Source organism: Nonomuraea typhae (genome assembly GCF_009760925.1).
Lineage (GTDB): Bacteria > Actinomycetota > Actinomycetes > Streptosporangiales > Streptosporangiaceae > Nonomuraea > Nonomuraea typhae.
On record NZ_VRLV01000007.1, the window covers coordinates 71,377 to 83,567 of the forward strand.

Below are 12,191 nucleotides of genomic sequence, written 5' to 3' on the forward strand. Positions count from 1 at the left end.
GGCGTCAGAGCATGCGCAGGGCGTCGGTCACGGCGGGGGAGATCTCCACACTGCCGCCCAGGTCGGGGATCGGCAGCCAGGCCACCGCGTCCGTGGTGCCGTCCACCTCGATCACCTCGGGCGAGCCCGACGCCACCTCGGCGGTGTGGAACAGGCCGATCAGGTGCCAGTACACGCCCAGCCGCCGCACCGCGTAGCTGCGCGCGCCCACCAGCCGGGCGCCGGTCAGCTCGAGCCCGGTCTCCTCGCGCACCTCCCTGGCCAGGGCCTCCTCCGGCTGCTCGCCGGGGTCGATGCCGCCGCCGGGCAGGTGCCACTCGCCTGGTTCGAAGATCGGGGAGCTCTCCGACAGGCGGGTCAGTAACAGCCGGTCGCCGGCGGTGATCATCGCGTAGGCGGAGACCCGGATGCGCGGTTGTTCCATTCAGATCCTCCCGGTGGCCAGGGCGACCGTGCTGTCGAGGAAGTGTTCCAGGATCGCCGCTGCGGGTCCCGGATCCTCCTCTTCGAGGAAGCGCAGCACGATGCCGTCGAACCCGCTGATGAAGTACCGCGCGACCACCTCGGCGGGCAGGGCGAGGGGCTGGCCCGCGCGTTCGGCCGCCTCCGTCAGCAGCCGCGCGGCGATGGCGTCGAGGCTCAGCGTGTAGCAGGAGGCGGCCTTGCGCAGCACCGGGTCCCGCAGGGAGAGCAGGGTCAGCTCCAGGAACAGGATGTACTTCTCCCGTTCCTCGGTGACCGTGCGCCACAACTCCCGCACCAGCGCCGCGATCGTCTCCCGGAAGTCCGTGCCGTCCTCCGGCATGGCCGCCTCGACCCGGCTGACGAGCGTCCTGATGAGCTCTTCCAGCACGCCGCGGTAGAGCTCCTGCTTGGAGCCGAACATGTAGTGCACCATCGCCTGCGCCACCCCCGCCTCGGCGGCGATGGCCCGGGTGCTCCCCGCGGCGACGCCTTCCCGGGCCATGAGCCCGATCGCGGCCTCAACGAGCTGAGGGCGCCGCTCGGCGGCGGGGACGTGAGCCATGCCCGCACCCTATCGGCTCTCCTTCGCGGGCAGCCGCGATGTCACAACGGGACCCCGTCCGCTCGTCGTCGGGGGTGACCGCGTGCTGAGGAAGGGAAACTGACATGAAGGTGCTCGTCGCCGGAGCCACGGGAGCCATCGGCAAGCCGCTCGTCGCGGCGCTGCGGGAGGCGGGTCACGAGGTGCTGGCCCTGACCCGGTCGCCCGGGGCCGTCGTGCCCGGCGCCCGGACGGTCGTCGCCGACGTGCTCGACCGCGAGGGACTGCTGCGGGCCGTGGACGGCCTCGCCGCCGACGCCGTCGTCCACGAGCTCACCGCGCTGAGCAAGGCCCCGGCCAGGTACCGGGACCTGGAGACGACCAACCTCCTGCGCACGACCGGGACCGCCCACCTGCTCGACGTGGCCGCGGCGATCGGGGCCCGGCGGTTCGTGACGCAGTCGATGGTCCCCGGCTACGGCTACTACGACCACGGCGACCGGGTGCTCACCGAGGAGGACCCGTTCGGCGTCGAGCGCGGCGCCAAGGGGGACGCCGTGGTGGCGGCGATGCGGGTCAACGAGGAGCGGGTCTTCGCCTTCGGCGGCGTCTCGCTGCGGTACGGCGCCTTCTACGGGCTGGAGGGCTCGCGCGTCTTCGCGGCCATGCTGCGCGCGGGCAAGCTGCCCGCACCCAGGGGCGGGGGCGGCATGGTGCCGTGGATCCACCTGGCCGACGCCGCCGCCGCGACGGTCGCGGCTCTGGAGCGGGGTACGGCGGGCGCGGCCTACAACATCGTGGACGACACCCCGGTGACCTGGGGTGAGATGCTCGGCGCTCATGCCAGGGCCGTCGGCGCCCGGCCACCGCGGGCGCTGCCGCGCTGGCTGATGCGGATGGCCGCGCCGTACTTCGCCACGCTGATGTTCGACACCCGGATGCGGGTCTCGAACGACAAGGCCAAGCGGGAGCTGGGCTGGAAGCCCGTCTATCCGGGTTACGAGGAGGGCGTGGCGGCCCAGGAGCTGTGATTGTTCAATCGACTTAGTCGGATGACAAAGTCGCGTGCTAGCCTGGCGGTGACACCGGAAGAAGGGACGTTCACGTGACCGCTGCCGTCATCCCGTCGCCGCCCGCCCTGCCGTTCGCCGGCCACGCGCTCAGCGTGCCGGCCGACCGCCAGGTCGCCCACCTGTGCGAGCTGGCCCGCACCTGGGGCCCGATCTTCACGATGAGCGCCTTCGGCGAGGAGGTCGTGCTCGTCACCGGGCTCGACCTGGTCACCGAGCTGTGCGACGAGCGCCGCTTCCGCAAGAACGTCCACTCCGACCTGGTCAACCTGCGCCCGCTCGCCGGAGACGGCCTGTTCACCGCCTACTCCGGCGAGCCGAACTGGCGCAAGGCCCACGACATCCTGCTGCCCGCCTTCTCCGTCACCGCGATGCGCGGCTACCACGCGACCATGCTCGGCGTCGCCGGGAACCTGGTGACCGCCTGGGCGCGGGCGGGCCGGCGGCCCGTGGAGGTCAGCGCCGACATGACCCGGCTGACACTCGACACCATCGGGCTGTGCGGATTCGGCCACGACTTCGAGTCCTTCACCCGTGCCGAACCCCACCCGTTCATCGGCGCGCTGGTCGGCGCGCTGTCGTACGGCCAGGCCAAGGGCAGCTTCATCCCCGGCCTCGACTTCCTCTACGGCAGGCGCACCCGGCGCTTCCACGAGGACCTGCGCGTCATGGAGGACCTGGTCGACGAGGTCATCAGGCAGCGCAGGCAGTCCGGCGACCGGAGCACCGGCGACCTGCTCGGCCGCATGCTGCACAGCACCGACCCGGTCACCGGCGAACCCCTCGACGACCTCAACATCCGCTACCAGGTGATCACCTTCCTGATCGCCGGGCACGAGACCACCTCGGGCGCCCTGTCGTTCGCGCTGTACTACCTGGCCAAGAACCCGGCGGTGCTGGCCAAGGTGCAGGAGGAGGCCGACACGCTCTGGGGCGCCGACGAGCCGGACCCCACCTGGGCCGACGTGGGCCGCCTGACCTACACCCGGCAGGTGCTGCTGGAGAGCCTGCGCCTGTGGCCGACCGCCCCGGCGTTCGCCGTCGAGCCACTGGAGGACACGGTCATCGGCGGGCGGTACCCGGTCAAGGCGGGCGCTTCGCTCATCGTGCTGACGCCCGCGCTGCACCGCGACCCGGTCTGGGGCCGCAACGTGGAGCTGTTCGACCCCGATCGCTTCGCCCCCGACCGGCAGGACGCCCGGCCGCCGCACGCGTTCAAGGCGTTCGGCAGCGGGGAGCGGGCCTGCATCGGGCGGCAGTTCGCGCTGCACGAGGCGACCCTGGTGCTGGGGCTGCTGGCACACCGCTTCCATCTGATCGACCACGCCGGCTACGAGCTGAAGGTCAAGGAGACGCTGACGCTCAAGCCCGACGGCTTCACCCTGCTCGTCGAGCCGCGCACGGCCGCCGACCGGCGCGTGCGGGCCGCTCCGGCCACGTCCGCCGCCCTCACGTCCGCCGCCGTCACGTCCGCCGCCGTCACGTCCGCTGCCGTCACGGGGGTTCGCGCGGCCCCCGGCGCCGCGATCACCTTCCTCCACGGCTCGAACATGGGCACCTGCTCGGCCATCGCCCGCGACCTGGCCGCCGAGGCGGAGGAACGCGGCTTCACCACCACCGTCGCCCCGCTGGACGAGGCCGTGGACGCCCTGGGCGAGACCCCGGTCGTCATCGTGGCCGCCTCCTACAACGGGCGGCCGACCGACGACGCCGCCCGGTTCGTGGAGTGGGTGTCGGTCAAGGACGGGCTGCCGGGCACGCCGTACGCGGTGCTGGGGGTGGGCGACCGCAACTGGGCGGCTACCTTCCAGCGCGTGCCCCGGCTGATCGACGAGCGGCTGGCCGAGGCGGGCGCCGTCCGCCTGGCCGAGCGCGGGGTGGTGGACGCCTCGGGCGACCTCTCTGGCGCCGTGGACGCCTGGTCTGCCGCGCTCTGGCCGGCGCTGCCGGGCGCCGTCCAAGATCCGGCCGTCCAAGAGCCGGCCGGACAGGGGGCGGCTGGCCGGGAGGCGGCCGCGGAGAAGGCCGCTGAGCACGAACCGGTTTTCACCCTCGAGACCGTGACCAAGTCCCCGGCCGAGGAGAGGGCCGCGCACTACGGGGTGCTCCCGATGAAGGTCCTGCTGGCCGAGCCGCTCACCCACCCGGACGCCCGCCAGAAGCAGCACGTGCGCCTCCAGCTCCCCGAGGGTGTCACCTATCGCACCGGCGACCACCTGGCCGTCCTGCCGGAGAACCCGCCCGAGCTGGCCGAGCGGGCCGCCGCCCGCTTCGGTCTCGACCTCGCCCAGCGGGTACGGCTGCGCGCCGCCCGCCGTACCCGGACCCTGCTGCCGCTCGACACCCCGGTCACGGTGCGCGAGCTGCTGACCGGGTTCCTGGAGCTGCAGCGTCCGGCGACCCGGCACCAGTTGGACGTCCTGATCGCCCACACCCAATGCCCGCACACCCGGGCGAGGCTGGCCGCCGTCGATCCGGCCGCCGCCACGGTCCTGGATCTGCTGGCCGGGCATCCGGCCTGCGAGCTGCCGTTCGAGGTGTTCCTGGAGCTCATGCCGGCGTTGCGGCCGCGCAACTACTCCATCTCCACCTCCCCGCTGGTCCAGCCGGACGCCGTGGACCTGATGGTCTCCCGGGTGGCCGGGCCGAGCCGTACCGGGGCGGGGTGGTTCCACGGCGTGGCCTCGCATCACCTGGCCGAGGCGGCGCCGGGGGAGCGGGTGCTCGCGCGGGTCGTGCCGGGGCCGGAGGGCTTCCGGGAGCTGGCGGACGCGGCGAGCCCGGCGATCCTGGTCAGCGCGGGCACCGGGCTGGCGCCGTTCCGCGGGGTGATCCAGGACCGGTTGCGCCGCGGGGCGCGGGGCGGGCTGCTGTGCTACTTCGGGTGTGACGCACCGGAGCTCGACTATCTGCACCGAGCCGAGCTGGAGGAGGCCGAGGCCGCGGGGGTGGTGAGCCTGCGCCCGGTCTTCAGCGAGGTCCCCGGCGGGCGGTTCGTGCAGGATCGGCTGCTCGAGGAGGCGGACGAGGTCGCGGAGGTGCTCGACGCGGGCGGCCGCGTGTACGTCTGCGGGGACGGGCGCCGCATGGCTCCCGGGGTGCGGGCGGCGCTGGCCCGCATCCATGCCGAGCGCACCGGCGGGGCCGCGAGCGAGGAGTGGCTGGAGGAGCTGCGGGCGAGCGGCCGGTACGTTGAGGACGTCTGGGAAGGCTGAAGATTGCCTTAAGGGCGTTTTGTCCGGAAGGGTGGACCCGGATAATGACCGAATGACCAGTTCGGCGCGGGTGATGGTGGTCGAGGACGCGGAGGCCATCCGGCTGGCCGTGCTGTCCGGGCTGGGCTCGGCCGGGTACGTGGCCCGCGGGCTGCCCGACGGCACCGGCTTCGAGCAGGAGCTCAACGTCTTCCAGCCCGACCTGGTCGTGATCGACCTCATGCTGCCCGGCCGCGACGGCTTCGCCCTGCTGGACGTGGTGCGCGGGCGCAGCGACGCCGGCGTCATCGTGCTCACCGCCCGGGACGGCGTCGCCGACCGGCTGCGCGGGCTGCAGGCCGGGGCGGACGACTACGTGGTCAAACCGTTCGAGCTGGCCGAGCTGACCGCCCGGGTCGGCGCCGTGCTGCGGCGGCTGCGCCGTACCCCCTCGACGTTGCAGATCGGCAACCTGATCATCGACGTGGACAAGGGCATCGTGCTGCGCGACGGCCGTCCGGTCGAGCTGACCAGGACCGAGCTGCGCCTGCTCGGCCACCTCGCGCTCCACCGGGGCCAGGTGCTCAGCAAGACGCAGTTGCTCACCAGCGTCTGGGGATACGACGCCTACGATCCCAACCTCGTCGAAGTGCACGTCAGCGCGTTACGCAGGAAACTTGAGAGCACGGGCGAGCGCGTGCTGCACACCGTGCGCGGCCTCGGCTACGTCCTGGACGGACCTCGATGAGAGGGTACGGCTGGCGCAGCGGCTCGCTGCGCGGCAGGGTCACCAGCTCCACGCTCCTCGTCGTCGCCGCCACGCTCGTCGTGCTGCTGGTGGCCGTGGACGCGCTGTTCGGCTTCCTGGCCACCACCCAGACCGAGGACCGGCTGGCCGATCGGGTGCAGTTCGCCGTCCAGCTCGACCGGCGCAACGTCCGCGCCGACCGGCTGGTGCGGCGGCTCAGCGGCGCCGGGATCGAGGTGATGCTGGTCGACCTGGCCGGCCGGCAGCACACGCTCGGCGGCTTCCAGCCCAACCTCGGCACCCCCACCCTGACCAGGCGGCTGCCGAGCGGTGCGCTGCTCACCCTCTACGCCGACACCGAGGCCATCGACGCCACCCGGAACACGCTGCGCATGCTCATGCTGATAGCCGGGATCGCCGCGCTCGCGGCGCTGGGCTTCGTGCTGCCGGTGACGATACGGCACGCCACCCGGCCGATGGACGACATGGCGGACCTGGCCCGGCAGATCGCGCTGGGGGAGCGCGGCAAGCGCCTCACCCCCGAGCGCAGGGACACCGAGCTGGGACGCACCGCCGCCGCCTTCGACTCCATGCTCGACGCGCTGGAGGGCGCCGAACGACAGGCCCGCGAGTCGGAGAACCGCTCCCGCCAGTTCCTCGCCGACGTCGCCCACGAGCTGCGCACCCCGCTGGCCGGCATCCAGGCCACGGCGGAGGCGGTGCTGCAGGCGCCGCAGGCGATGCCGGCCGAGGAGCGCGAGCGCATGCAGCTCCTGCTGGTGCGCGAGACCCGCCGGGCCGGGCGCCTGGTGGACGACCTCCTTGCGCTGGCCAGGATCGACGCCGGTCTCGGCCTGCACCGCGAGCCCGTCCAGCTGCGTGCCCTGTGCGAAGCCGAAGCCGAGCACGTACGGCTGCGCGATCCCGACCTCATGGTGAGCGTGGCCGGGCAGGAGGCGATGGTGATCGGCGACGCCCAGCGGCTCGGCCAGGTGCTGGCCAACCTCCTCGACAACGCCCGCCGCCACACCCCGCCCGGCGGCGCCATCACGATGACGGTCGCCCGCCGCGACGTGCACGCGGTGGTCGACGTGACCGACACCGGGCCCGGGGTCCCGCCCTCGGCCCGCGAGCTGATCTTCCACCGCTTCGTCCGCCACGACACCGCCTCCGGCGGCGCCGGTCTCGGCCTGCCCATCGCCCGCGGCCTGGCGCTGGCCCACGGCGGCACCCTGACCTGCGAAGAGTCGGCGTCGGGCGCGCTGTTCCGGCTCAGACTGCCACTATGGGCCGATGGCTCAGCTTCATGACCTCGTCATCGACTGCCGTCATCCCGCTTCCCAGGCCAGGTTCTGGGCCGCCCTGCTCGACGGGTACGCGGTGGCGCCGTACGACGAGGAGGAACTGCGCCGCCTGAGCGCCATGGGCCTGTCCGGCCCGGAGGACGACCCGACCGTGCTGGTCGAAGGGCCGGACGGGGCGCCGCGGATCTTCTTCGTGAAGGTCCCCGAGCCCAAGCTGGTCAAGAACCGGGTGCACCTCGACGTCAGGGCGGCCGACCTCGAGGCCGAGCGGGAGCGCCTGCTCGGCCTCGGCGCGCGGGAGACGGGCCGGCACGAGAACTGGATCGTCATGGCCGACCCGGAGGGCAACGAGTTCTGCCTACAACCTGCGGGCGGCGGTCAGCCGGGCGGCCAGGTCGGCGGGGGGCCGGTCGCCGGGGCGTAGGAGGTTCTCCAGTTGATGGGGATCCTTGCCCAGGTCGTAGTACTCGCGGAAGATCACCTCGCCGGCTCCGTCGTAGTACTCGGTGTAGATGCGGGTGCCGGTGTAGACCGCCGCCCATAGGCCGGGCCCGGTGCCGTCGGGGCGGCCGTGGTACTCCAGGAACGCGAGGTCGCGGCGGCGGCCGGTCAGGAGCGAGAAGCCGTCCATGCGGCCGCGCGGCGCGATCCCGGCGGCGTCCAGGATCGTCGGCGCGATGTCGATGTTGGCGGCCAGCCGGTCGTCCGCCCTGCCCTGGCCGAAGCCCCCGGCGGGCCACGACAGGTAGAACGGCACCCGGAAGGCCGGCCGGTAGGGCACGCTCTTGCCGACGTGGCCGTGCTCGGCCCAGCTGAAGCCGTTGTCGCCGATGAAGATGATCAGTGTGTCGTCCAGCTTGCCCTGCGCCACCAGCTCGGCTCTGATCGCCTTGAACATGTCGTCCACCGAGCGGAGCGTGCGCAACTGGGCCTGGCGGACCTCGCGCCCGCGGGCCAGGTCGGCCGAGGCTCGCTGGATGTAGGGGGGCTTGTCGCTCTTGTCGGTCTCGGCCACGGCCGGGTTGCCGTCCCAGGGCGGCACCTCGAGGTCGGCGTACTTGTCCTCCGGGGTGTTCGGCCCGTGGGAGGCGTACGGCGACAGGTACAGGAACCACGGGTCGTCCTTGTTGGCCCGCATGAACGCCAGCGCGTGCTGCCTGATCAGCGTGGTGGTGTAGCCGGGGCGGCGGCCGACGGTGCCGTTGACGTTCCACTGGGCCCGCCGGTAGGCCGGGCGCATGATGGCGAAGTCGTCGAAGTGCGGCGGGGCCTGGCTGATGTCCCAGGCGTTGAGGTACTTGCCGTACAGCCCGGTGCGGTAGCCGCCCGCCCGGAGGTGGCTCTGGACGGTGGTGTCCTGGTCGAGCCGCTCCGGCGCGCTGTTGTCGACGACCCCGTGATGGCGGGCCAGGCGCCCGGTCATGATCGAGGAGCGGGACGGCGAGCACAGCGGCGTGGTCACGCAGCCGTGGGAGAAATCAACCCCCTGGCCGCCGATGAGGCTGACGATCGAGGGGATCGCCCACTCGGTCTCCTTCCGGTGATCGTCGGTGACGATGAGCAGGATGTTGGGGCGTTTGGGGCGCGTGGCCGCGGACGCCGGGCCGCTGGTGACCGCGGCGGCGGCAGCCGTACCGGCGATGAAGGCGCGTCTGCTGAGTTGACTCACGTCCTGACCTCCCGAAAACGGTAGTCAGTAATTGTTCACCACTCATCACCATATGTCGGGTTTTGGGGGAGATCTTCAGGGGTTCTTCAGAAGGAGGGTTGACACCACTTCGTGTGTAGTACTACGTTGACAGCACTTCAAACGTAGTGCTTCAGAGCGAAGGAATCACCAGATGCGAATCAAGCTCCCCGCTTCGATCACCGGCGCCACCGCCGAGCAGGCCAAGGGCAAGCACGGCAAGCGTGAGCACGCCGTGCGCGAGATCCAGCCCACCGGCCGCGCCAACTTGTCCCGCCGTCCGACCGCCGCACCCCGAAGGAGCTCCTACTGAGAATCCGCCGCCGAGTCCCCGGCCAGCCGCAGGGCCTCCTCGATCAGGGTCTCCACGATCCGCGACTCCGAGACGGTCTTGACCACCTCGCCCTTCACGAAGATCTGCCCCTTGCCGTTGCCCGACGCCACGCCCAGGTCCGCCTCGCGGGCCTCGCCCGGGCCGTTGACCACGCAGCCCATGACCGCGACCCGTAGCGGGAACGGGAAGTCCTCCAGACCGGCCGTGACCTCCTCGGCCAGGCGATAGACGTCCACCTGTGCCCGTCCGCAGGACGGGCACGAGACGATCTCCAGTTTTCGCTGCCGCAACCCCAGCGATTCGAGGATGCCGATGCCGACCTTGACCTCCTCCACCGGCGGCGCCGACAGCGAGACCCGGATCGTGTCGCCCACGCCCTCGGCCAGCAGCACGCCGAAGGCCACCGCCGACTTGACCGTCCCCTGCATGAGCGGCCCCGCCTCGGTCACGCCCAGGTGCAGCGGGTAGTCGCAGCGCGCCGCGAGCTGCCGGTAGGCGGCGACCATCACCACCGGGTCGTGGTGCTTGACCGAGATCTTCACGTCCAGGAAGCCGTGCTCCTCGAACAGCGAGCACTCCCACAACGCCGACTCCACCAGCGCCTCCGGCGTGGCCCTGCCGTACTTGGCCAGCAGCCGGGGGTCCAGGGAGCCGGCGTTGACCCCGATCCTGATCGGCACCCCCGCCGCCGACGCCGCCCGCGCGATCTCGGCCACCCGATCGTCGAACTTCTTGATGTTGCCCGGATTGACGCGCACCGCCGCGCACCCGGCGTCGATCGCGGCGAAGACGTAGCGCGGCTGGAAGTGGATGTCGGCCACCACCGGGATCTGCGACTTGCGGGCGATCTCCGGCAGCGCCTCCGCGTCGTCGTGTGTGGGCACCGCCACCCGTACGATCTGGCAGCCGGCCGCCGTCAGCTCGGCGATTTGCTGCAGCGTGGCGTTGACGTCGTGCGTGGGCGTGGTGGTCATCGACTGCACGCTCACCGGCGCTCCGCCGCCGACGGGCACGCCGCCCACCATCACCTGTCGCGAGACCCGCCGCCTCTTCGACGGCATCCCGAGGTCGATCATCATCGGGCCAGCTCCTTCCGTACGGCATGCGCGATCCCGGGACCGGTCAGCCCCGCCTCCGTCAGCAACTGGTCCCGTGACCCGTGCTGGATGAAGGCCGGGGGCAGCCCGAGATGCCGCATCCGCTGACCGGTGCCGCACTCCTGCCCGATGACCGCCCCCGCGCCGCCGGTCACGACCCCGTCCTCCACCGTGACGACCAGTTGGTGCGCTCCCACCGCCTGCCGCAGGCCGGGCGTGACGGGCAGCACCCAGCGCGGGTCGAGCACGCTCACCCCCACCCCTTCCGCGCTCAGCATGGCCGCCGCCTCGAGGCAGGGCTCCGCCATCGCCCCGATCGCGATCAGCAGCACGTCGTGCCCGCTGCTCCAGAGCACGTCCATGCCTTCGGAACGTTCCACCGCGGCCAGCTCGATGCCCGCGCTCGCCTTGGGGAAGCGCAGCGCCGCCGGGCCCGCGCAGTCCACGGCCTCCTCCAGCAGCTCGCGCAGGCGGCGGCCGTCGCGCGGCGCGGCCACCCGCAGGCCCGGCACCGCCGACAGGATCGCCAGATCCCACATGCCGTGGTGGCTGGGGCCGTCGGGCCCGGTGATCCCGGCCCGGTCCAGCACGATCGTGACCGGCAGGCCCTGCATCGCCACGTCCAGGAGCACCTGGTCGAAGGCGCGGTTGAGGAAGGTCGCGTAGACGGCCACCACCGGGTGGAAGCCCTCCATCGCCAGCCCGGCCGCCGAGACCATCGCGTGCTGCTCGGCGATGCCCACGTCGAACATCCGGCCGGGGAACCGCTTGCCGAAGGCGTCCAGCCCGGTCGGGCCGGGCATGGCCGCGGTGATGGCGACCAGGCCGGGCCGGGTCTCGCCGAGCGCGCACAGGTGCTCGGCGAAGACCTGGGTCCAGGTGCGGCTGCTGCCGGACAGCGGCTTGCCGGTCTGCGGGTCGCTGACCGGGATGGCGTGCATGTGCTCGCCGAGATCCAGCTCCGCGGGGCGGTAGCCGTACCCCTTGCGGGTTTTGCAGTGGACCACGCTGGGGCTCGGCAGCGTGCGGGCGGTGCGCAGCGCGCGCTCGACCGCGGCGATGTCGTGGCCGTCCACCGGGCCGAGGTAGACGAAGCCGAGGCTCTCCAGCAGCGGGCCGAAGACGCGCGCGCACCCGCCGTGGGTGGGCGCGTAGGAGCGGCCGTTGTCGTTGAGCACGACGATGACCGGGCGGCCCTCGCCGTCGCTCAGGTTGTTGAGCGACTCCCACGCCAGCCCGCCGGTCAGCGCGCCGTCGCCGACGACGGCGACCACCGATCGGCCCTCCTCGCCCTTGAGCCGGCGGGCCTTGGCGATGCCGTCGGCGTAGCCGAGCGCGGTGGAGGCGTGGGAGTTGCCGATGTGGTCGTGGGGCGACTCCTCGGGCGAGGGGTAGCCGCTGAGCCCGCCGAGCGCGCGCAGGGTGTCGAAGCCCGCCTGCCGGCCGGTGAGCAGTTTGTGGACGTATGCCTGATGTCCGGTGTCGAACAGAAGTGTGTCCTCCGGGGAATGGAAGACGCGGTGCAGAGCGATCGTGATCTCGACCATGCCGAGGTTCGAGCCGAGGTGCCCGCCGCTCGCCATGACCTTGCCGATGAGGAACTCGCGAATCTCCCGGGCCAGCGCCTGCAGGTGCGCAGAGGGAAGGAGGCGCAGGTCGCGGGGGCTTGAGATGGTCTGGAGCAGAGGATCTTCCAGGCCAGAGGAGGCCGCCATGGTTGCTCCAAGAGGGGTCGACTGCGGTCGTGGTCG

General features: G+C 72.2%; 11 protein-coding genes. 6 read left to right on the plus strand and 5 right to left on the minus strand.

Features of this window, described 5'->3' with window-relative positions; genetic code table 11:
• Nucleotides 1-4: 4 nt before the first annotated feature.
• Both FVE25_RS53950 and FVE25_RS26305 read right to left on the minus strand, forming a co-directional pair.
• Nucleotides 5-424, minus strand: coding sequence for an NUDIX hydrolase (locus tag FVE25_RS53950; protein ID WP_181019720.1), 420 nt, complete (start codon nt 422-424; stop codon nt 5-7).
• Nucleotides 425-1,027 (minus strand): TetR/AcrR family transcriptional regulator, encoded by a 603-nt coding sequence (locus FVE25_RS26305; protein ID WP_157249752.1) that lies wholly within the window; start codon nt 1,025-1,027, stop codon nt 425-427. It lies immediately after the preceding gene.
• A gap of 104 nt (nt 1,028-1,131) precedes the next feature.
• Between FVE25_RS26305 and FVE25_RS26310 the strand changes: the two genes are divergently transcribed.
• The 5 genes from FVE25_RS26310 (at nt 1,132) to FVE25_RS26330 (ending at nt 7,746) form a co-directional block, all read left to right on the plus strand.
• Nucleotides 1,132-2,037: an NAD-dependent epimerase/dehydratase family protein gene (locus tag FVE25_RS26310; RefSeq protein ID WP_157249753.1), complete on the plus strand. Its 906-nt coding sequence runs from the start codon at nt 1,132-1,134 to the stop codon at nt 2,035-2,037.
• A 74-nt stretch (nt 2,038-2,111) separates the two neighbouring features.
• Nucleotides 2,112-5,291 (plus strand): bifunctional cytochrome P450/NADPH--P450 reductase, encoded by a 3,180-nt coding sequence (locus FVE25_RS26315; RefSeq protein ID WP_219825647.1) that lies wholly within the window; start codon nt 2,112-2,114, stop codon nt 5,289-5,291.
• Nucleotides 5,292-5,343: 52 nt separating this feature from the next.
• Nucleotides 5,344-6,018, plus strand: a complete 675-nt coding sequence (locus tag FVE25_RS26320; RefSeq protein WP_157249754.1) for a response regulator transcription factor — start codon at nt 5,344-5,346, stop codon at nt 6,016-6,018.
• Nucleotides 6,015-7,328 carry a HAMP domain-containing sensor histidine kinase gene (locus tag FVE25_RS26325; protein ID WP_157249755.1) on the plus strand — a complete coding sequence of 438 codons (1,314 nt, stop codon included), beginning with the start codon at nt 6,015-6,017 and terminating at the stop codon, nt 7,326-7,328. The genes FVE25_RS26320 and FVE25_RS26325 overlap by 4 nt, the downstream gene beginning before the upstream one ends.
• Nucleotides 7,312-7,746, plus strand: coding sequence for a VOC family protein (locus tag FVE25_RS26330; protein ID WP_157249756.1), 435 nt, complete (start codon nt 7,312-7,314; stop codon nt 7,744-7,746). The genes FVE25_RS26325 and FVE25_RS26330 overlap by 17 nt, the downstream gene beginning before the upstream one ends.
• On the opposite strand, the gene FVE25_RS26335 is transcribed toward FVE25_RS26330, so the two are convergent.
• Entirely contained in the window at nt 7,681-8,991 is a 1,311-nt protein-coding gene (locus tag FVE25_RS26335; protein ID WP_157249757.1) for a sulfatase family protein, read from the minus strand. The two genes, FVE25_RS26330 and FVE25_RS26335, sit on opposite strands and share 66 nt — an antisense overlap.
• 172 nt (nt 8,992-9,163) lie before the next feature.
• On the opposite strand from FVE25_RS26335, the gene FVE25_RS53955 reads away from it, so the two are divergent.
• Nucleotides 9,164-9,322 (plus strand): hypothetical protein, encoded by a 159-nt coding sequence (locus tag FVE25_RS53955; protein WP_181019721.1) that lies wholly within the window; start codon nt 9,164-9,166, stop codon nt 9,320-9,322.
• Here FVE25_RS53955 and ispG read toward each other — a convergent pair.
• Together ispG and FVE25_RS26345 are read right to left on the minus strand one after the other, a co-directional pair.
• The gene (ispG, locus tag FVE25_RS26340; RefSeq protein ID WP_157249758.1) at nt 9,316-10,422 is read right to left on the minus strand and encodes a flavodoxin-dependent (E)-4-hydroxy-3-methylbut-2-enyl-diphosphate synthase; all 1,107 of its coding nucleotides are present in this window, start codon (nt 10,420-10,422) and stop codon (nt 9,316-9,318) included. The two genes, FVE25_RS53955 and ispG, sit on opposite strands and share 7 nt — an antisense overlap.
• Nucleotides 10,419-12,155, minus strand: a complete 1,737-nt coding sequence (locus FVE25_RS26345; RefSeq protein WP_157249759.1) for a 1-deoxy-D-xylulose-5-phosphate synthase — start codon at nt 12,153-12,155, stop codon at nt 10,419-10,421. The genes ispG and FVE25_RS26345 overlap by 4 nt, the downstream gene beginning before the upstream one ends.
• Nucleotides 12,156-12,191 lie beyond the last annotated feature (36 nt).

Coding starts and splice junctions, on each gene's coding strand:
- FVE25_RS26325 (WP_157249755.1), top strand. CDS start 6,015: ATGAGAGGGTACGGCTGGCGCAGCGGCTCGCTGCGCGGCAGGGTCACC.
- FVE25_RS26305 (WP_157249752.1), bottom strand. CDS start 1,027: ATGGCTCACGTCCCCGCCGCCGAGCGGCGCCCTCAGCTCGTTGAGGCC.
- FVE25_RS26345 (WP_157249759.1), bottom strand. CDS start 12,155: ATGGCGGCCTCCTCTGGCCTGGAAGATCCTCTGCTCCAGACCATCTCA.
- FVE25_RS26310 (WP_157249753.1), top strand. CDS start 1,132: ATGAAGGTGCTCGTCGCCGGAGCCACGGGAGCCATCGGCAAGCCGCTC.
- FVE25_RS26320 (WP_157249754.1), top strand. CDS start 5,344: ATGACCAGTTCGGCGCGGGTGATGGTGGTCGAGGACGCGGAGGCCATC.
- FVE25_RS26330 (WP_157249756.1), top strand. CDS start 7,312: ATGGCTCAGCTTCATGACCTCGTCATCGACTGCCGTCATCCCGCTTCC.
- FVE25_RS53955 (WP_181019721.1), top strand. CDS start 9,164: ATGCGAATCAAGCTCCCCGCTTCGATCACCGGCGCCACCGCCGAGCAG.
- FVE25_RS53950 (WP_181019720.1), bottom strand. CDS start 424: ATGGAACAACCGCGCATCCGGGTCTCCGCCTACGCGATGATCACCGCC.
- ispG (WP_157249758.1), bottom strand. CDS start 10,422: ATGATGATCGACCTCGGGATGCCGTCGAAGAGGCGGCGGGTCTCGCGA.